22 protein-coding genes and 1 riboswitch are annotated in these 17,091 nt (G+C 69.4%); of the genes, 12 read left to right on the forward strand and 10 right to left on the reverse strand.

The window, feature by feature from the left end; translation table 11 throughout:
• Positions 1 to 15: 15 nt before the first annotated feature.
• Positions 16 to 324, reverse strand: a complete 309-nt coding sequence (napA, locus tag MAA44156_RS20715) for a nucleoid-associated protein NapA (protein WP_003873790.1) — start codon at positions 322 to 324, stop codon at positions 16 to 18.
• 181 nt (positions 325 to 505) lie between these two features.
• On the opposite strand from napA, the gene MAA44156_RS20720 reads away from it, so the two are divergent.
• From MAA44156_RS20720 to MAA44156_RS20735, 4 genes are all read left to right on the forward strand, one after another.
• Entirely contained in the window at positions 506 to 1,099 is a 594-nt protein-coding gene (locus MAA44156_RS20720) for a peptide deformylase (protein WP_003873791.1), read from the forward strand.
• Positions 1,099 to 1,902 carry a GNAT family N-acetyltransferase, cg3035/Rv0428c family gene (locus MAA44156_RS20725; protein ID WP_009979380.1) on the forward strand — a complete coding sequence of 268 codons (804 nt, stop codon included), beginning with the start codon at positions 1,099 to 1,101 and terminating at the stop codon, positions 1,900 to 1,902. Before MAA44156_RS20720 ends, MAA44156_RS20725 begins: the two co-directional genes overlap by 1 nt.
• 10 nt (positions 1,903 to 1,912) lie before the next feature.
• Positions 1,913 to 2,731 (forward strand): exodeoxyribonuclease III, encoded by an 819-nt coding sequence (locus MAA44156_RS20730; RefSeq protein ID WP_009979381.1) that lies wholly within the window; start codon positions 1,913 to 1,915, stop codon positions 2,729 to 2,731.
• Positions 2,732 to 2,898: 167 nt separating this feature from the next.
• Positions 2,899 to 3,348: a hypothetical protein gene (locus tag MAA44156_RS20735; protein ID WP_023866963.1), complete on the forward strand. Its 450-nt coding sequence runs from the start codon at positions 2,899 to 2,901 to the stop codon at positions 3,346 to 3,348.
• Position 3,349: 1 nt separating this feature from the next.
• Here the strand turns inward: MAA44156_RS20735 and MAA44156_RS20740 are convergent, their stop codons facing one another.
• A complete protein-coding gene (locus MAA44156_RS20740) occupies positions 3,350 to 3,544 on the reverse strand; it encodes an Rv1535 domain-containing protein (RefSeq protein ID WP_009979385.1) in 195 nt (64 codons plus the stop codon).
• Between the two features lie 72 nt (positions 3,545 to 3,616).
• On the opposite strand from MAA44156_RS20740, the gene MAA44156_RS20745 reads away from it, so the two are divergent.
• The 6 genes from MAA44156_RS20745 (at position 3,617) to MAA44156_RS20770 (ending at position 8,554) form a co-directional block, all read left to right on the forward strand.
• Complete coding sequence (locus MAA44156_RS20745) at positions 3,617 to 3,892, forward strand: hypothetical protein (protein ID WP_003873796.1); 276 nt, start codon at positions 3,617 to 3,619, stop codon at positions 3,890 to 3,892.
• A gap of 99 nt (positions 3,893 to 3,991) precedes the next feature.
• Positions 3,992 to 4,102, forward strand: a riboswitch (TPP riboswitch).
• Entirely contained in the window at positions 4,094 to 5,716 is a 1,623-nt protein-coding gene (gene thiC / locus MAA44156_RS20750; RefSeq protein ID WP_009979387.1) for a phosphomethylpyrimidine synthase ThiC, read from the forward strand. Its footprint overlaps the riboswitch before it by 9 nt.
• Positions 5,713 to 6,561, forward strand: coding sequence for a bifunctional hydroxymethylpyrimidine kinase/phosphomethylpyrimidine kinase (gene thiD / locus MAA44156_RS20755; RefSeq protein WP_009979389.1), 849 nt, complete (start codon positions 5,713 to 5,715; stop codon positions 6,559 to 6,561). Before thiC ends, thiD begins: the two co-directional genes overlap by 4 nt.
• Entirely contained in the window at positions 6,558 to 7,181 is a 624-nt protein-coding gene (locus MAA44156_RS20760) for an alpha/beta hydrolase family protein (RefSeq protein ID WP_009979390.1), read from the forward strand. Before thiD ends, MAA44156_RS20760 begins: the two co-directional genes overlap by 4 nt.
• 46 nt (positions 7,182 to 7,227) lie before the next feature.
• Positions 7,228 to 7,662 (forward strand): MarR family winged helix-turn-helix transcriptional regulator, encoded by a 435-nt coding sequence (locus MAA44156_RS20765; RefSeq protein ID WP_009979391.1) that lies wholly within the window; start codon positions 7,228 to 7,230, stop codon positions 7,660 to 7,662.
• Between the two features lie 16 nt (positions 7,663 to 7,678).
• Complete coding sequence (locus MAA44156_RS20770; protein ID WP_029248624.1) at positions 7,679 to 8,554, forward strand: LLM class F420-dependent oxidoreductase; 876 nt, start codon at positions 7,679 to 7,681, stop codon at positions 8,552 to 8,554.
• A gap of 16 nt (positions 8,555 to 8,570) precedes the next feature.
• On the opposite strand, the gene MAA44156_RS20775 is transcribed toward MAA44156_RS20770, so the two are convergent.
• The 5 genes from MAA44156_RS20775 to MAA44156_RS20795 all read right to left on the reverse strand — a co-directional run bounded on the left by MAA44156_RS20775 (position 8,571) and on the right by MAA44156_RS20795 (position 13,927).
• Positions 8,571 to 10,016 carry a neutral zinc metallopeptidase gene (locus MAA44156_RS20775; protein WP_009979393.1) on the reverse strand — a complete coding sequence of 482 codons (1,446 nt, stop codon included), beginning with the start codon at positions 10,014 to 10,016 and terminating at the stop codon, positions 8,571 to 8,573.
• Between the two features lie 114 nt (positions 10,017 to 10,130).
• Positions 10,131 to 11,603 (reverse strand): M28 family peptidase, encoded by a 1,473-nt coding sequence (locus tag MAA44156_RS20780; RefSeq protein WP_009979395.1) that lies wholly within the window; start codon positions 11,601 to 11,603, stop codon positions 10,131 to 10,133.
• Positions 11,600 to 13,096 (reverse strand): M28 family metallopeptidase, encoded by a 1,497-nt coding sequence (locus MAA44156_RS20785; RefSeq protein WP_009979396.1) that lies wholly within the window; start codon positions 13,094 to 13,096, stop codon positions 11,600 to 11,602. Before MAA44156_RS20785 ends, MAA44156_RS20780 begins: the two co-directional genes overlap by 4 nt.
• A gap of 53 nt (positions 13,097 to 13,149) precedes the next feature.
• A complete protein-coding gene (locus MAA44156_RS20790) occupies positions 13,150 to 13,575 on the reverse strand; it encodes a DUF2752 domain-containing protein (protein ID WP_003873805.1) in 426 nt (141 codons plus the stop codon).
• 19 nt (positions 13,576 to 13,594) lie between these two features.
• Positions 13,595 to 13,927, reverse strand: coding sequence for a CD225/dispanin family protein (locus MAA44156_RS20795; protein ID WP_011726219.1), 333 nt, complete (start codon positions 13,925 to 13,927; stop codon positions 13,595 to 13,597).
• A 334-nt stretch (positions 13,928 to 14,261) separates the two neighbouring features.
• On the opposite strand from MAA44156_RS20795, the gene MAA44156_RS20800 reads away from it, so the two are divergent.
• Complete coding sequence (locus MAA44156_RS20800; RefSeq protein ID WP_009979397.1) at positions 14,262 to 14,792, forward strand: hypothetical protein; 531 nt, start codon at positions 14,262 to 14,264, stop codon at positions 14,790 to 14,792.
• 53 nt (positions 14,793 to 14,845) lie between these two features.
• Positions 14,846 to 15,367 (forward strand): hypothetical protein, encoded by a 522-nt coding sequence (locus MAA44156_RS20805; protein WP_009979398.1) that lies wholly within the window; start codon positions 14,846 to 14,848, stop codon positions 15,365 to 15,367.
• A gap of 3 nt (positions 15,368 to 15,370) precedes the next feature.
• Here MAA44156_RS20805 and MAA44156_RS20810 read toward each other — a convergent pair whose 3' ends face one another.
• The 3 genes from MAA44156_RS20810 to thiS are packed head-to-tail and all read right to left on the reverse strand — an operon-like array spanning position 15,371 to position 17,083.
• Complete coding sequence (locus MAA44156_RS20810; protein ID WP_009979400.1) at positions 15,371 to 16,138, reverse strand: SGNH/GDSL hydrolase family protein; 768 nt, start codon at positions 16,136 to 16,138, stop codon at positions 15,371 to 15,373.
• Positions 16,135 to 16,893, reverse strand: coding sequence for a thiazole synthase (gene thiG, locus MAA44156_RS20815; protein WP_009979401.1), 759 nt, complete (start codon positions 16,891 to 16,893; stop codon positions 16,135 to 16,137). The genes MAA44156_RS20810 and thiG overlap by 4 nt, the downstream gene beginning before the upstream one ends.
• Positions 16,886 to 17,083 (reverse strand): sulfur carrier protein ThiS, encoded by a 198-nt coding sequence (gene thiS, locus MAA44156_RS20820; protein WP_003873811.1) that lies wholly within the window; start codon positions 17,081 to 17,083, stop codon positions 16,886 to 16,888. Before thiS ends, thiG begins: the two co-directional genes overlap by 8 nt.
• Between the last annotated feature and the right edge of the window lie 8 nt (positions 17,084 to 17,091).

Raw genomic sequence — 17,091 nt, forward strand, 5'->3', positions numbered from 1 at the left:
CCCTACTGTAACGAGTCAGGTCACCTCGAAGCCGAGCCGCCGCGCCGCACGCGCTTTCTGCCTGCTGGCGCGCAGCCGCCGCAGCCGTTTCACCAGCATCGGGTCGGCGGCCAGCGCCTCGGGCCGGTCGACGAGCGCGTTGAGCACCTGGTAGTACCGCGTCGCCGACATCGAGAACAGCTCTTTGATGGCGTCTTCCTTCACACCGGCGAACTTCCACCACTGGCGTTCGAACGCCAGGATGTCGTGTTCGCGGCGGGTCAGCCCATCTGCGATCTCGGCGTCGTCCCCCGATCGATTTGCCCGCGCCATGGCGCTGTCCATATCGCTTCCCCTGGACCCTTTCGGCGAATTCCGAACTGCTCGAATGACTTGGCTTAGCTAAGCGCGTGGTTTGCGCGAATTATTGAAACACGCCCCAAACCCTCAAGCCGTCATCCAGACCCGCGAGTCGGCCGATTGACCCAGATTGCCCACCCGCGAGCGTGCGGTAGCTTAGCCGACCATGGCAGTCGTACCGATCCGCATCGTGGGAGATCCCGTCCTGCACACCCCGACACAGCCGGTGCCGGTCGGTGACGACGGTTCCCTGCCGGCGGATCTGGGCAAGCTGATCGCCGACATGTACGACACCATGGACGCCGCCCACGGGGTCGGCTTGGCCGCCAACCAGATCGGGGTCGGGTTGCGGGTCTTCGTCTACGACTGCGCCGACGACCGGGGGCTGACCGAGCGGCGGCGCGGCGTGGTGGTCAACCCGGTGCTGGAGACCTCCGAGATCCCCGAGACCATGCCCGACCCGGACACCGACGACGAGGGCTGCCTGTCGGTGCCCGGCGAATCGTTCCCCACCGGGCGGGCCAGCTGGGCGCGGGTCACCGGGCTGGACGCCGACGGCAACCCGGTGTCCATCGAGGGCCACGGCCTGTTCGCCCGGATGCTGCAGCACGAGACCGGGCACCTGGACGGCTTCCTGTATCTGGACCGACTCATCGGCCGGTATGCCCGCAGCGCGAAACGGGCCGTCAAATCCCACAACTGGGGTGTGCCCGGCCTGTCCTGGATGCCCGGCGAGGGACCGGACCCGTTCGGTCACTGATGTTCTCGTGGCCCGACCCGGGGACCCGGGTGACGGTTCGCTACCGGCGCCCGCCCGGATCGGTGCCGCCGCTGACCGACGCGGTGGGCCGGCTGCTGACGGTCGATCCGACGGTGCGGGTGCAGACCAAGACCGGCGCGGTCGTCGAGTTCGCGCCCGCCGACGTGGTTGCGCTGCGGGTGCTCACCGACACCCCGATCCGCACCTCGCAGATCCGCGCGCTCGAACACGCCGCCGCCGCGGCCTGGCCCGCCGCGGAGCAGACCTGGCTGCACGGCTGGCTGCTGCGGGCCGGCCCGCCACCCGGCCGGCCCGCCGGGCCCGCAGCCGATTCCGCTGTGCCGCTGGACCTTTCCGCTCACGCCGAGGCCATCCCGGAGATCGCCGGCTGGTACCAGCGACGCGGCCTGATGCCGCGACTGGCCGTCCCGGACCGGATGCTGACGCCGCCGCCCGGGCTGACCTGCGAGCGCACCGAACAGGTTGTGGTGCAAGACCTTTCCCGCCCGTCCGGCGACGAACCCGGGGTTCGGGTCGACGCGTCCGTCGCGCAGGCCGCGCTCAGCGCCGCACCCGACGGCACCCGGTGGGTGGGGCTGTGGGTGCCGCCCGGCGGGCACGACGCCGAGGCCCGCGCCGGGTGCGAGGCGCTGCTGGCGCGGGGCGCCGGGCGGGGCGCCACGCGCGCCTATCTGGCGGTGCCCGACGACGACGCCGCGGCGCTGGAACTGGCCGGGGCGCTGGGTTTCCGGCTGCACCACCGGCGCCGCTACCTGACGGTCCCGGCCGGGCCGGTGGGATAGTTTCTAGTCCGTGCGGCTGGCCACCTGGAATGTGAACTCGATTCGCTCCCGGCTGCCCCGGGTGCTGGACTGGCTGGCCCGCACCGACGTCGACGTGCTGGCCATGCAGGAGACCAAGTGCGCCGACGGCCAGTTCCCGACGTTGCCGTTCTTCGAACTCGGCTACGAGGTCGCCCACGTCGGCTTCAACCAGTGGAACGGTGTGGCGATCGCCTCCCGGGTCGGCCTGGACGACGTACGGGTCGGCTTCGAGGGCCAGCCGAGCTGGAGCGGCAAGCCGGAGGTCGCCGCCGCCGCGGAGGCCCGCGCCCTGGCCGCCACCTGCGCCGGTGTGCGGATCTGGAGCCTCTACGTTCCCAACGGCCGCGCGGTGGGCGACCCGCACTACGCCTACAAGCTGGATTGGCTTGCCGCCCTGCGTGATTCGGCCGCGGGCTGGCTGCGCGAGGATCCCGCCGCCCAGATCGCGCTGGCCGGGGACTGGAACATCGCCCCGCAGGACGACGACGTGTGGAGCATGGAGATCTTCGCCGGCGCCACCCACGTCTCCGAGCCGGAGCGGCGCGCGTTCAACGCCATCCTCGACGCGCAATTCGCGGACCTGGTACGGCCTTTCGCGCCGGGCCCGGGGGTGTACACGTACTGGGACTACACCGCGCTGCGGTTCCCGAAACGGCAAGGCATGCGCATCGATTTCATCCTCGGCTCACCCGCGTTGGCGCGCCGCGTGACGCACGCGCAGATCGACCGCGAGGAGCGCAAGGGCAAGGGCGCCAGCGATCACGCGCCGGTGCTGGTCGATGTGAGCCGCGACGAGCCGCCGTCCTAGGGAGAAATCCGGCACCGCTTCTCGTTGTCTGCCGCGCGGCAAGGTGGCAGGCTTTGCAAAATCAGGAGCGGAAACAGCATTGCCTAGTTGTTAAGCCTGCGTTCAGCGGGTACTACTCGCTGCCGACGCCGGCGCGCGGCGTACGCAATCAAAGCCAGGGAGTCATCATGAGTGTCATCGGCGGAGCAGTCCGGGGCGTGAGTCAGGCGGTGAACCGCGCCGCGTCCGCGACGACCGCGGCCGCCGGTGCCGTGGGCGGCGCGGCGGTCAACGGCGTCATCGGCGGCGTCACCGGAGCCGCGGAGGGCGTCAAACGCGGGATGAACAGCGGCAGCCATTCCACGCCCGCGGCCGCGCTGGCCTTCGGCGCGCTCGGCGTCGCGGGACTGGTGGAGTGGCCGGTGCTGCTGGCTGTCGGCGGCGGCGCCTTGCTGCTGCAGCGGTTGAACCGCAAGGAGCAGCAGCCCGAGCCGCGGGCGGTCAAGGCGAACCTGAAGTCGGTGCCGGCGGAATCGGCGCCGGCCCGCAAGGCGCCGGCCAAGACCGCCGCCAAGTCGACGGCCAAGAAGGCCCCGGGGCGCCGGGCCGGTGCCGGCGACTTGCGCAGCACCAACTGAGCTAGACGGCCACCCGGTCGGCCCGATGGGCCGACGGATCCGGACAGATCGGGCCCGCCGCCGCGGCGCGCGTCCGATCGTCGTCGCGAATCTCGACCACCCCGACGCGCCACAACAGCGCATACAGTTCAACTAGCGGCACCTTCAGCACCGAAGCAAACGACGAAACTAGCGGATCGCCCCCGGTGTCGGTCATCGTCGACATAGTTCCGACGGTGGACGCGCGACCCAGCGAGTCGGGAAACCCTTCGTTACCGAAAGGCAAATGATGGCGGAAAAGAAGGCGAGGCGCGGCACGTCCCAGCGCGAGGCGGTGGAAAAGATCCGGGAGGGCGAAACCTTCGTGGTGAACCTGCCCGGCCTGGGCCAGGTCGAGATTCCCCGGCCCGAGCAGCTGGCCTACTTCGGCGGGCTGGCCGCCCTGGCGGCGCTGGAGCTCATCGACTGGCCGGTGGCCGTGGTCATCGCCGCGGGGCACCTGCTGGCCAGCAATCACCACAACAAGATCCTCGAGGAGCTCGGGGAGGCGATGGAGGAGGTGTGAGGGTCAGCGCGCGGTGACCGCGCGGCACGAACCGGCGGGAATAGGGCCGTCGGCCATGCCATGCGGTTGCCGGTGGGGGTAACGTCGCGTGCGGACCCATCCATCAGACGCGGGAGCGCACGCCGAGTGTGCTGAGAGGACGGCTCGGGGCCGTCGACCGTACGAACCTGACCGGGTAATGCCGGCGTAGGGAGATGAAAAATGACCGCAATTGTCGAACCGAGCGTGACCACCGGGCCCATCGCGGGCAGCAGCAAGGTCTACCGCGAACTGGACGGGGTGCCCGGTGCCCGGGTTCCGTTCCGCCGCGTCCACCTGTCCACCGGCGACCACTTCGACCTCTACGACACCTCCGGCCCCTACACCGATCCGGACGCGACGATCGACCTGACGGCCGGGCTGCCGGCGCGGCCGGGCCGGGTGCGCGACCGCGGCACCCAGCTGCAGCGGGCCCGGGCCGGCGAGATCACCGCGGAGATGGCGTTCATCGCCGCCCGCGAGGGCATGCCGGCGGAGTTGGTGCGCGACGAGGTCGCCCGCGGCCGCGCCGTGATCCCGGCCAACCACAACCATCCCGAGATCGAGCCGATGATCATCGGCAAGGCGTTCGCCACCAAGGTCAACGCGAACATCGGCAACTCGGCGGTGACCAGCTCGATCGCCGAGGAGGTCGACAAGATGGTGTGGGCCACCCGGTGGGGTGCGGACACCATCATGGACCTGTCCACCGGCAAGAACATCCACGAGACCCGCGAATGGATCCTGCGCAATTCGCCGGTGCCGGTCGGCACCGTGCCGATCTATCAGGCGCTGGAGAAGGTCAAGGGCGATCCGACGCTGCTCACCTGGGAGATCTACCGCGACACCGTGATCGAGCAGTGCGAGCAGGGCGTGGACTACATGACCGTGCACGCCGGTGTGCTGCTGCGCTACGTGCCGCTGACCGCCAAGCGGGTCACCGGCATCGTGTCCCGCGGCGGGTCGATCATGGCCGCCTGGTGCCTGGCGCATCACCGAGAGTCGTTCCTGTACACCAACTTCGACGAGCTGTGCGAGATCTTCGCTCGCTATGACGTCACCTTCTCCCTGGGCGACGGCCTGCGGCCCGGCTCGATCGCCGACGCCAACGACGCCGCGCAGTTCGCCGAGCTGCGCACCCTGGGCGAGCTGACCAAGATCGCGAAATCCCATGGCGTGCAAGTGATGATCGAAGGCCCCGGGCACGTTCCGATGCACAAGATCGTGGAGAACGTGCGGCTGGAGGAGGAGTGGTGCGAGGAGGCCCCGTTCTACACGCTGGGCCCGCTAGCCACCGACATCGCCCCGGCCTACGACCACATCACCTCGGCGATCGGCGCGGCCATCATCGCCCAGGCGGGCACCGCGATGCTGTGCTACGTGACCCCCAAGGAGCACCTGGGTCTGCCGGACCGCAAGGACGTCAAGGACGGCGTGATCGCCTACAAGATCGCCGCGCACGCCGGCGACCTGGCCAAGGGGCACCCGCACGCGCAGGAGCGCGATAATGCGTTGAGCCAGGCGCGTTTCGAGTTCCGCTGGAACGACCAGTTCGCGCTGTCGCTGGATCCCGACACCGCGCGGGAGTATCACGACGAGACGCTGCCCGCCGAGCCCGCCAAGACCGCGCACTTCTGCTCGATGTGCGGGCCGAAGTTCTGCTCGATGCGCATCACCCAGGACGTCCGCGACTATGCGGCCAAGCACGGGCTGGACAGCGAGGAAGCGATCGAGGCGGCCATGGCCGACAAGTCTCGCGAGTTCGCCGAGCACGGCAACCGGGTGTATCTACCGCTGGCACAGTGACGGGGCCGCCGCCGACGCTGCCACTGGCGCCGCCGGGCACCACGCCGCGTCGCGTGCTGTCCATCGCCGGATCCGACTCCGGGGGTGGTGCGGGCATCCAGGCCGACCTGCGCACCATGGCGATGCTGGGCGTGCACGCCTGCGTCGCGGTGACCGCGGTGACCGTGCAGAACACGTTGGGGGTCAACAGCTTTCACGAGGTGCCCGCCGACGTGGTGGCCGGCCAGATCGAGGCGGTCGCCGGCGACATCGGCATCCAGGCGGCCAAGACCGGCATGCTGGCGTCCTCGCCCATCATCGCCGAGGTGGCCGCGACCTGGCGCCGGCTCGGGTTGTCGGTGCCGCTGGTGGTCGATCCGGTGTGCGCGTCCATGCACGGTGACCCGCTGCTGGCCGCCGACGCGCTGGACACCCTGCGCGGCCAATTGTTCCCGCTGGCCACCCTGGTGACGCCGAACCTCGACGAGGTCCGGTTGCTGGTGGACATCGACGTGACCGATGCCGCGTCGCAGCGGGATGCGGCCAAGGCCCTGCACGCGCTGGGCTCGCAATGGGTGCTGGTCAAGGGCGGGCATCTGCGGTCGTCGCAACGCAGCTGTGACCTGCTCTATGACGGCGACTCGTGCTACGAGTTCGACGCGCACCGGCTGGCCACCGGCAACGACCACGGCGGCGGCGACACGCTGGCCAGTGCCGTCGCCTGTGCGCTTGCGCACGGCTTCACCGTGCCGGATGCGGTCGCCTTCGGAAAGCGTTGGGTCACCGAGTGTTTGCGCGCCTCCTACCCGCTGGGCCACGGCCACGGCCCCGTCTCCGCCTTGTTCCGGCTGTCGGGGGACGGATGAACCTCGACCGGATCGCGGGCATCGACCACCGGCCCGACGGCTTCCCCGAAGGCGTGGTGGTGCTCACCCACGGCGCCGGCGGCAACCGGGATTCGCCACTGCTGCAACAGGTTTGCGAGGAGTGGGCCCAGCGCGGCTGGCTGGCGGTGCGCTACAACCTGCCCTTCCGCCGGCGCCGGCCCACCGGCCCGCCGTCCGGGTCGGGCGCCGCCGACCGTGCCGGCATCGTCGAGGCGATCACGCTGTGCCGCGGGCTTGCCGACGGCCCGCTGATCGCCGGCGGCCATTCGTACGGGGGCCGGCAGACGTCGATGGTGGTCGCCGCCGGTGACGCCGCGGTGGACGTGCTGACGCTGTTCTCCTACCCGGTCCATCCGCCCGGCAAGCCGGAACGGGCCCGCACCGAGCATCTGCCGGCCATCACGGTGCCGACGGTCTTCACCCACGGGACGTCGGATCCCTTCGGGACGCCCGAGGAGCTCAACGCGGCCGCCGCGTTGGTCGGCGGAACGACGGCGGTGGTCGAGATCGCCAGCGCCCGACACGATCTGCGGTCCAAGACGCTGAACGTGGCGGCGCTGGCCGTCGACGCCGCGCTGCAGCTGCTCGGCCGGAATTAGACAGTTTTAACTGGACAGTTTTGACTGTGCAGTTTAGGCTGGCCGTGTGGATGGCGTCAGCGACTCCGCGGTGGCGGCCGCGCGCGATATCCGGGTGGTGTTCAGCCGGCTGCGGCGCCGGCTGAAGGACATCGCGGTCGACGGGTTGACCCCCTCGCAGACGGCGGTGCTCACCCGGCTGTGGAAAGAGGGACCGTCGTCGGCCAGCGCACTGGCCGCGGCGGAACGGGTGCGCCCCCAGTCGATGGCGACCATCCTGGCTGCGCTGGGCCAACGTCGGCTCATCGAACGCAGACCCGACCCGAATGACAAGCGGCGCCAGGTCGTCTCGTTGACGGCGGCCGGCCGCAAGCGCGCCGAGAGCGACCGCCGTGCGCGGGAGGAGTGGCTGGCCCGCGCCATCCAGGAGCGCTACACGGAGGCGGAGCGGCGCGTCATCGTCGACGCGCTGTCGCTGCTCGAGCGCTTGACCGAGCAATAGCAGAGAGGGACCCACCATCGAATTGGGATTGCATTTCATCGACTTTCTGCCCGGCGACCCGGCACGGCTGGGCCCGACGCTGACCGAGGCGGCCCGCGCCGCCGAGCAGGGCGGTGCCACGCTGTTCACCCTGGCCGACCACTTCTTCCAGATGGAACAGCTTGGGCCCGCGGAGAATCCGTTCCTCGAGGGCTACACGTCGCTGGGTTTTCTGGCCGCGCAGACCTCCACGATCGAGCTGGCGCTGCTGGTCACCGGGGTCACCTATCGCTACCCCGGCGTGTTGGCCAAGACGGTCACCACCCTGGACGTGTTGTCGCAGGGCCGGTCGATGCTGGGACTCGGGGCGGCCTGGTACGAACGCGAGCACACCGCGTTGGGCATTCCGTATCCCGCGCTGAGCACACGGTTCGAGATGCTCGAGGAAACCCTGCAGATCTGCCGGCAGATGTGGAGCGACGACGACGGCGCGTACCAGGGCAAGCACTACCGGCTGGCCGAGACGATCTGTGCGCCACAGCCGATTCGGCGCCCGCCGATCCTGATCGGTGGGGACGGCGAGAAGAAGACGCTGCGTTTGGTCGCGCAGTACGCCGACGTCTGGAACAGCATGTCGAACGACCTCGCCGAGCTCGAGCACAAGATCGAGGTGCTGCACCGGCACTGCGACGCGGTGGGCCGCGACCCGCGGGATATCCGTAAGACGTGCGGTGGCCTGGCGACCCTCGACCCGTTCGAGAACCTCGACGAATACCTCAGGACGGTGGAACGCTTCGGCAGGCTCGGCATCGACATGATCAACGTGGGGCCGCTACCCGGCAATCCGGATCCCGTCGGCTATATCCGCCGGCTGGGCGATGAGGTGATCCCCCGGCTGGCCGAAATCGGTTGATGGCGTTCGGCTTTCGCTATCCCGGATACCGGGAGTAGCAGGCGTCCGCGTTGCCGGTCACGCCGCCGCGGAACGCCGCGATGCGGGTGAAACCCGCCGGCACGCTGGTTCCGTCGGCGTCGCTGGCGACCAGGTGGTTGGTCAGCAGCCCGGCCACCGCCTCGTCGAGATCGCCTGCTGTGAGCAACAATTGGTTGTGCGAGGGCAGTTCGATCGGCTCGGCCATCCTGCGGTGCACCACGCCGGTCAGACAGGCGGTCCGCAGCGCGGTCCACGGGCTCTGCATGGCCAGGCCGCGTTCATGCTGTACCGCCAGCGCGTAGCGCGACATCACCACGGACAGGGCGGTGTCGTCGCCCTGGGGCAGGGTGTGTTCGTTCTCGTCGGCGACCCTGCCCAGCGCGGCCAGCTTGGGCAGGTCGACGGCGATGGTGTTGGTGGCCGGGCAGTAGGACGCCGGCGGGCTGGGCTTGGCGTCGGCGCATGCGGCCGGCTGGTAGCTCAGCGCGGGCGGATTGGCCGGCGCGAAGATCTTTCCCAGCAGCTCCATCAGCGTGGACAGGGTGTCCTGGTTGATCGGGACCTCGCCGGTCTCCGGTGTGCCGCTGGTGTCGACCCGCAGGGCATTGGGCAGGTCGCCGCGGCGCTGCTCGATTTCCCTGCGGTTGATCGACGCACAGGCCGAGGCGCCGTTGAGGAAACCCATTTGGAAGGCGCTGATCCGGTCCAGCGCCGAGCCGTGCGCGTCGTCGTTCGCGGTCTCGCTGTCCATCACCGGGTCGCGCGTGGTGATGATCCCGGCCAGCACATGGTCGAGCCCGTCGGCGGTGCTCAGCGTGAAGCGCGGCGACTTGCCGTCGGCAACCCAGAACAGATAGACCCCGGCGAAGCAGTCGGCCTGCTGTTCGCGCACGATGGTCGCATCGCGTTTGGTCACCAGTGCGGCCATCTGCTGCAGCGCGTGCCCGAACTCGTGCGCCAGCACACCGGTCACCGACATGTCGCCGAAATACTTCTGCGCCACGGGCATGAAAACGCCGCGGTCCCAGGCGATCAGGTTGCACCGCGAGGTGTAGAACGCGTTGACCAGTTGGTAGGTGTCGTTGTGGCACACGATCGGACTGCTCGGATCGGTCGAGTTGTAGGACACGATCTTGCTGATCGGAACGAATTTGCCCTTCAGCGATTGGCCGTACACCGAGCGCCAGTAGTCCTCGATGTCGTTGATCGACAGCAACGACAGCGAGTCGATCGACCCGTTGTCGGTGTTGAGCACCTTGCCGGTGGGGGCGGGGGCGTTGGAGCGGATGCCGCTGGGCCCGTTGGTCGCGGGCAGACCACCAACCAGGAACGGGTCGTTGAGCATCGACAGCGCGCGTCCCTCGACGAACGTCGAGCAACCCGCCACCAGCAGCACCGCCGCGGCCGACACGAATGCCGACCTGAGCGCGTGGCTGTGCATGGCTCAGTGTAGAGCGACCGGCCGTCGCCGGGGGCAAGAAAGGCGCTGGCTCCCTTCAAGGGATCTCGCGATTTCTCACCCTTCGGCGTGCCGGCGTAAATCGTTGTGCCGCGGTCAGGGCACTCGGGTGCGATGCCGCTTGTCGTGCGGCGGCACCCCGTTGACCCCGCCGATCGATTGGGCGTAGCTGCCGACCGCGAACCCGACGCCGGAACCCATCACCGCCAGGGCGTCCCGGTTGATGTTGTCGGCGGTGTCGCGGGGACCTTGGAAGTCCGGATCGAACGGCACGCCGGCCTGGCCGCCCCACAACCGGGACTGCACAGTGGTTTTCGGTTGCGAGGCTCCGGTGGTCATGCCGCCGATCGGCACACCGGCCACCATGAAGGGGTGGTAGTCGGCCCGGGTGTTCAGGGGCATGTCCGCCGCACGCTTGCCGGCCAGGTTCAGATAGCCCGCCAGGGTGCGCTCGATGCCGGCCGACCCTTCGGGGACGTCGGCGGCCGAAATACCGGGGGCCGGCGGCCCGGACTGATCGCCGTCGTCGGTGAAGAACCCGGCGTTGGGCGAGCCGAGCATGGTGAAGTTCAGATACAGCGCGATGTCGTTGAGTTGGTCGCGGTCCAGGCCGAACAGGTAATCCATCACGCCGCCCAGTCCGTCTTCCCCGGCGCCCCAGAACACGAACCGCACCGCGTTGCTCACCGGCGCCAGCGGACCCAGCTGCAGCGCGGTTTCCAGCACCGCGGCCACGCCGGAGCCGTTGTCGTTGATGCCCGGTCCGGCGCGCGAGCCGTCCAGGTGCGCACCGACCATGATGACCTCGTGGGCTGACCCGGTCTTGGTCTGCGCCACCACGTTTCGCGATGTGACCTTGACGTTGACTGCATCCAGGATTAACCGCACCGGCCCGCCGGCACCGGCCAGCGCGGCGGCGCCGGACGGGTTGACGACGGCCACCGGCACACTCAGCTGTTTGTAGTAGCCGGGGGTGAACAAGGTGGGCGGGGCGCCGTGCCCGTCGGGTGCGCTCACCACGATCAGCGCGCTCGCGCCCCGGGCCACCGCGCTGTTCTGTTTGTCGACCACCGAGCAGCGGGTGTCGTCGACGACGGCGATCGCACCCTTGGGCGGGGCGCCGGGGTAGTCGCTGGCCGCGCAACCCGACGGCTGGGCCGGGCGGACGGCGGGTCCGGTCAGCCCGCCGGGCGGGGTCTGGACCAACATCGAGGCCTGGTCGACGGGGTAGCCGCGGCCCGCGACGGTCAGCGTCGGCTTGCCGGGGGACACCGGGTAGAGCCGGTCGAACTGCGGCGTCTGTACGTCGAAACCCTTGTCGCGCAGCGCTTTAGCCACGTAGTCGACGCTGGCCTGAAAGCCCGGGGTGCCGTCCGCGCGGTTGCCGCCGTTGGCGTTGGCGATGTTCTGCAAGGCGCGCAGGTGGGCCATCATGGCGTCGGCGGTCACCTTCTTGGCCAGGCCGTGGCCCAAATCGGGTGCCGCGGTCGGCAGTCCGGGCCCCGCCGACGAGCAACCGGCCAGCAGCACGGCGATCCACAGCAGCGTCGCGCCCAGCCGGACGGTCATGACTTGGCGAGCACGTGCCGGGTGCGGTCGGCCATGGCGGGGACGCCGTTGTGGCCGCCGAGGTCTTGGGCGTAGAGACCGATCGCGTAGGCCACCCCGCCCCCGTTGATCCCCAGCGCGGTGCGGTCGATGTGGTCGAGGGTGTCGGTCTTCTGGTGGTAGTTGGGGTCGAACGGCTGGTCGGCGGTTCCGCCCCATAGCTTGGCCTGATCGGCGGACATCTTCCCCTCGGCGCCGGAGAACAGCCCGCCGGCCGGAATCCCCGCCAGGGTGAACCCGTCGTAATCCGACCGGCCGTCGAACGAGGTGTCCTGTGCGGTCTTGCCGGCCGACTTCAGGTAGGCCACCAGCGTGCGCTCGATGCCCGCCGACCCTTCGGGCACCACCGGTTGACCACGGGCGTCCATCGGCAGCGACTGGTCGCCGTCATAGGTGAAGTAGCCGGGGTTCGGCGAGGCGAGCATGTCGAAGTTCAGGTACAGCGCAATGTCTTTCAGCGCGGTCAAGTCCAGCGACTCGACGTAGTTGCGCGACCCGATCAGCCCGAGCTCCTCGGCGCCCCAGAACCCGAACCGCACCGCGTTGTGCACCGGAGGCGAACTGCCCAGTCGCACAGCGGTTTCCAGCACCGCGGCCACGCCCGACCCGTTGTCGTTGATGCCCGGGCCCTCGGGCACGCTGTCCAGGTGCGCCCCGGCCATCACCACGTCGTGCTCCGATCCGGTCTTGGTCTGCGCGATCACGTTGCGCGCCTTGAAGCTTTGCGCGCTGGCCGTGAGCTTGATGGTGGTGGGCCCGGGCTGCCCGCGCAGCTGCACCCCGACGGACTTGGTCACGCTCAGCACCGGGATCTTCACCTCGGTCGACGGCCCGAGCGTGCCGCCCATCTGTTGTTCGTCGACGTTGTCGGCGATGATCATCGCCACCGCGCCGCGCTGCGCGGCGACATCTTCCTTCTGCGCGAACGGGCACGTGCCGCGGTCGAGCAGGATCACCGCGCCCTGCACCGGCAGGCTGCCGTAGTCGGTGACCGCGCACCCGGGGTTGTTGGGCGGGGCGGCGACCAGCGGGCCGCTCACCCCGTCGGGCCCGGTGCCCAGGCTGAAGTCCAGTGCGTGGGCCTCCACCGGCCTGCCGCCGACGGTGAGATCGGGCTTTTCGGCGTGGAACACCCGGGCCGAGAACTCCGGGGTCTGCACGTCGAACCCGCTGTCGCGCAAGGTTTTCACCACGTAGTCGACGCTCGCCTCGTAGCCGGGTGTGCCGACCGCCCGGGTGCCGTTGTTGGCGTTGGCGATGTCTTGCAGCTTGGTCAGGTGGGTCATCATCGCGTCGGTGGTGACCTTGTTGCGCAACCCGGACGCGAACTCCGCCGCGGCGGGGTCTCCGGTGGTTTGGCCCGCGCCGGAGGAGCGGTGCCCGCAGCCGGTGGCCAACGCGGTCAGGGCGACCACCGCGAGCAGCGCCGGAAATGTCGTGAATTTGTTCACCATCGCGCCCCAGGTTAGACCGCGGCCCGGGTGGGCGGATTCAGGACACGGCGTCCTCAGACATGCAGCGCGGTGAACGGCGCCACCGGGATGTTGCGCACCACGAACCAGGCCAGCACCAACGACAGCGTCACCGCCGCGGCCCAGCGATGGTGTTGCCAACTGCGGATCCGTCGTCCCACCAGGTGCCCGTAGGTCCAGGCGAAGTACGCCCACATCAACAGCACGACGGCGGCCAGGCCTAAGGCGTTGAACCTGGCCGCCCCCAACAGATTGCCGTGCATGAGCGCGTACACCATGCGCAGGCTGCCGCAGCCGGGACAGTCAACGCCCAGCAGCGCTTTGGTGGGGCACACCGGCAGCGGCCCGCCCGGGGTGGTCGGGTCACCCGCCCAGACGGCGGCGCACAGCACCGTCGCGGATGCGGCCACCACCACCGGCGCAGTCAGATTCTGCTGCACCGCCCCCCGGCGGATCACCATGATCGAGGCCCCCGCGGCGTCAGAACATCGCGGCGAGCGCCGCGTTGGTGTTCGTGTTCAGCGCGCCGACCGCCATCAAGATGCCGTAGATGATGCCCACCACGACCCCGATGACCGCCGACCAGATCACCCATTTCTTGGCGCTGTCGGCGGACGCCTGCGCCTCGGCGTAGCGGCCCTGCGCCCATAATCCGTTGACCTGGCTGGATTTGACGATCGCGACGATGCCGAACGGAAGACAGCAGAACAGGGTGACCAGGATCGACCACACCAGATAGTTATTCGGCGCTTGGGCGGCCGGTTGCTGCGGCGGATACCCGGGCGGCGGCGGGGGAGGCGGCGGCTGTGTCATGGATTCTCCAGTCGAGGGGAGTTAGCTGGCGTAAAGCGGTGCTAACCATACCCGCTCGCGCTCGGGTCGGCACTAGCAATGACAAAATTTGATTCGGCCGAGTCGGGCCGTGCCGACCCGGCCACATCGGTGCATCCGCGCCACGCCGACACCGATCGTCCCTCAACAGAATTCGAAATATGGCGCGGAAAAATTCACTCTGCCGCCACTGGCTGGTCCTCCACGGGATGCGCGGAAATCGATGCCCAGACAGACAATTGCCGACGGAACGTATTGCATTACCGCGACATAGCCCTACTATCCGTGTTAACAGGTGCGGTTATAGGAGCCATTGATGTCCGAAGTCAGCAATGCGCTGAGGGCGGCGACGGCAGCGGTATTCACTGGCGGATTCGTCTTTGCGGGCAGCGCCGCGGCGGCCGCCGACCCGGCCGGCACACCTAACCCGTCGGACATCAACACCCTGGCCGCGTCGCTGTCGAAGGGCTACGGGCTGAATAACTGCACCGCCGGAAACATCGACCGCGGCAGGCAACTGGCGGTACTGACCTGCGGGCAAAGCCCCGACCCGAAGGGACCGGCGCAGGCCAAGTACGTGTTGTTCACCAACCCCGAGAACCTGGCCACCGCGTTCCGGGCCACCATCAAAGAGGATGTCCTGACCCCGTGCGGCGACGCCCACGAGTCGCCGTCGAGCTGGCACAAGGATGGTTCGTCCGCCAGCGCCGGGCAGGCCGCGTGCGGCACCTTCCGCAACGCCGCCGAGATCATCTGGACCATCGACGCCAAGAACATCCTGAGCTACCTGCGCGCGTCCAACACCGATGTCGCGGCGCTCTACCAATGGTGGCGCGCCAACGGGTGAGCGCCCAGATGCGTTCGCCCGCTTTGTTTCCATCAACCGCAGGGAGTCAGAAAATGTCATATCGGAACACCGCGCTGCGTCTCGTGTCGGCCGCAGCCTTCACCGGCAGTTTGGCTCTCGCGGGTAGCGCCCCCGCACTCGCCGAACCCAACACCGGCAGCGCCTCGGACATGAACACGCTGGCGGCGTCGCTATCGAAAGGCTATGGCCTGAACAACTGCAAGCCGCAGGAGCTGACCGAGTCCGGCGAACTGGCCGAGCTGCTGTGCGGGCAGAGCCCCGACCCCAGCGGACCGGGGTCGGGCGTCTACGCCCTGTTCTCCAACGGCACCAACCTGGCGTCCGCGTTCAGCTCCACCATCAAGGACGTGTCGCTGGCCAACTGCGGAGACGCCGGGCAGTCGCCGGGCACCTGGAAGCAGAACGGCCAGACGGGTGGTCAGATCGCTTGCGGCACTTACAAGAACTACGCGACGCTGACCTGGACCACCGACGCCAAGAACGTGCTGGGCCACCTGACCGCGGCCAACTCCGACGTCAACGCCCTCTACCAGTGGTGGCGCACCAACGGCTGACGCTTACAGTCGCGCCGCAATCAATTTCGCCACCGCACGCATCCCGGCGGCATTGGGGTGCAACGGCGCGGGCCGGCCCGGTAGCGGGAGACCGTACCGCGCCGGCAGCGTCGTCCACGGGTCGGCGGACCAGGCGTGGTGTTCGCGGCTGGCCGCGGCCGCCCGGATGAGATCGCAGCCGGTCGCCGCGGCGGCATCGGCGGTCATCCGTTCCAGCGTGGTGGCCACGTGCCGGCCCAGGTCGGCGTCGGCGGCTGACAGCGGCGCGGCCGGCACGCCCGCCGGCGGCAGCATCGTCAGGTAGTCGACAAAGAAAATCCGTGCCTCCGCGCAGCGTTGACGCACCGCGGTGCCCACGGCGCACAGCGATTCGAACACCGCCTCGAGCGCGCCGTTTCGCGCCTCGGCGTCCAGCAGTTCGGCGATGCGGTCACCCAGCAGCGGCAGCCGCCGCAGCGGGCGCGGCAGCGCGGCGACCGTCAACAGCGGGATGTAGCCGACGTCGTTGCCGCCGATGGTGACGGTGACCAGGCTCTCCGAGCCGTCCAGCGCGGCGATCTGCGGCGCCGCACCGTGTTGGCGCTCGGTGAGCACGTGGGCGGTGGTCGCCCCGGAGAAGGTGACGTCGACCAGGTCGTAGCCGCAACGCGCGGCGACCAGGTGCGCGTAGTTGCGCGCGGATCGACCCGACCAGCGCGGAGCCCCGGCGGCGCGGGGCCGGATCCCGGGGCCGGCGGCCATCGAGCTGCCCAGCGCCACATAGCGTTTCATCGAGGCGGGCTCGACGCTTGGGCCCAGAACCGCTTGGGGATCCGCCCGGCCCGGCGGGCCAGATAGCCGGCGGTGACGGCGGCCGACATCGCGGCGGCCATGGCGGCCGGATCGCCGGCCCGGGTCACCGCGGTGGCCAACAGCACGGCGTCGCAACCCAATTCCATCGCCAGCGCGGCATCGCTGGCGGTGCCGATGCCGGCGTCGAGCACCACTGGGACGCCCGCGCCGGCGACGATCATCTCGATGTTGTGCGGATTGGTGATGCCCAGACCCGTGCCGATCGGCGAGCCCAGCGGCATGACCGCCGCGCAGCCGGCGTCCTCGAGTCGGCGCGCCAACACCGGGTCGTCGTTGGTGTAGGGCAGCACGACGAACCCGTCGTCCACCAATTGTTCTGCGGCCCTGACTAATTCGACCGCATCGGGCAGCAGGGTGCGCTCGTCGGCGATCACCTCGAGCTTGATCCAGTTGGTGTTCAGCGCCTCGCGGGCCAACTGCGCGGTGAGCACCGCCTCGGCCGCGCCCCGGCATCCCGCAGTGTTGGGCAACGGCGTGATGCCCAGCCGGTTGAGCAGGTCGAGCAGGCCGGTGCCGCCCTCGGCGTCCACCCGGCGGATGGCGACGGTGGTCAGTTCGGTGCCCGAGGCGATCAGCGCCTCTTCCAGCACCGCCAGGTTTCCCGCTCCCCCGGTGCCCATGATGAGCCGCGAGCTGAAGCTGCGGTCGGCGATGGTCAGTTTCGAATCAACCACCCTGCACCGCCGTCACCACCTCGAGCCGCGCGCCCTCGGAAAGCTCTGTCGTCCAACGGGATCGGGGCAACACGGCGTCGTCCACGGCCACCGCGACGCCGCGGCCGCCGAAGCCCAGCTCATCGAGCAGCGCCGCGACCGTGGTGTGCGCGTCGACGTCGACCTTTTGCTCGTTGACTACGACGATCATTGGCGCCG

Origin of the sequence: Mycobacterium avium subsp. avium, from assembly GCF_009741445.1 — a bacterium.
Taxonomy (GTDB): Bacteria; Actinomycetota; Actinomycetes; order Mycobacteriales; family Mycobacteriaceae; genus Mycobacterium; species Mycobacterium avium.

What these genes read in the sequence shown, in the direction of transcription:
- napA (WP_003873790.1), bottom strand. Translation starts at nt 324, where the DNA reads ATGGACAGCGCCATGGCGCGGGCAAATCGATCGGGGGACGACGCCGAG.
- MAA44156_RS20720 (WP_003873791.1), top strand. Translation starts at nt 506, where the DNA reads ATGGCAGTCGTACCGATCCGCATCGTGGGAGATCCCGTCCTGCACACC.
- MAA44156_RS20725 (WP_009979380.1), top strand. Translation starts at nt 1,099, where the DNA reads ATGTTCTCGTGGCCCGACCCGGGGACCCGGGTGACGGTTCGCTACCGG.
- MAA44156_RS20735 (WP_023866963.1), top strand. Translation starts at nt 2,899, where the DNA reads ATGAGTGTCATCGGCGGAGCAGTCCGGGGCGTGAGTCAGGCGGTGAAC.
- MAA44156_RS20740 (WP_009979385.1), bottom strand. Translation starts at nt 3,544, where the DNA reads ATGACCGACACCGGGGGCGATCCGCTAGTTTCGTCGTTTGCTTCGGTG.
- MAA44156_RS20745 (WP_003873796.1), top strand. Translation starts at nt 3,617, where the DNA reads ATGGCGGAAAAGAAGGCGAGGCGCGGCACGTCCCAGCGCGAGGCGGTG.
- thiC (WP_009979387.1), top strand. Translation starts at nt 4,094, where the DNA reads ATGACCGCAATTGTCGAACCGAGCGTGACCACCGGGCCCATCGCGGGC.
- MAA44156_RS20760 (WP_009979390.1), top strand. Translation starts at nt 6,558, where the DNA reads ATGAACCTCGACCGGATCGCGGGCATCGACCACCGGCCCGACGGCTTC.
- MAA44156_RS20775 (WP_009979393.1), bottom strand. Translation starts at nt 10,016, where the DNA reads ATGCACAGCCACGCGCTCAGGTCGGCATTCGTGTCGGCCGCGGCGGTG.
- MAA44156_RS20780 (WP_009979395.1), bottom strand. Translation starts at nt 11,603, where the DNA reads ATGACCGTCCGGCTGGGCGCGACGCTGCTGTGGATCGCCGTGCTGCTG.
- MAA44156_RS20785 (WP_009979396.1), bottom strand. Translation starts at nt 13,096, where the DNA reads ATGGTGAACAAATTCACGACATTTCCGGCGCTGCTCGCGGTGGTCGCC.
- MAA44156_RS20790 (WP_003873805.1), bottom strand. Translation starts at nt 13,575, where the DNA reads ATGGTGATCCGCCGGGGGGCGGTGCAGCAGAATCTGACTGCGCCGGTG.
- MAA44156_RS20795 (WP_011726219.1), bottom strand. Translation starts at nt 13,927, where the DNA reads ATGACACAGCCGCCGCCTCCCCCGCCGCCGCCCGGGTATCCGCCGCAG.
- MAA44156_RS20800 (WP_009979397.1), top strand. Translation starts at nt 14,262, where the DNA reads ATGTCCGAAGTCAGCAATGCGCTGAGGGCGGCGACGGCAGCGGTATTC.
- MAA44156_RS20805 (WP_009979398.1), top strand. Translation starts at nt 14,846, where the DNA reads ATGTCATATCGGAACACCGCGCTGCGTCTCGTGTCGGCCGCAGCCTTC.
- MAA44156_RS20810 (WP_009979400.1), bottom strand. Translation starts at nt 16,138, where the DNA reads ATGAAACGCTATGTGGCGCTGGGCAGCTCGATGGCCGCCGGCCCCGGG.
- thiS (WP_003873811.1), bottom strand. Translation starts at nt 17,083, where the DNA reads ATGATCGTCGTAGTCAACGAGCAAAAGGTCGACGTCGACGCGCACACC.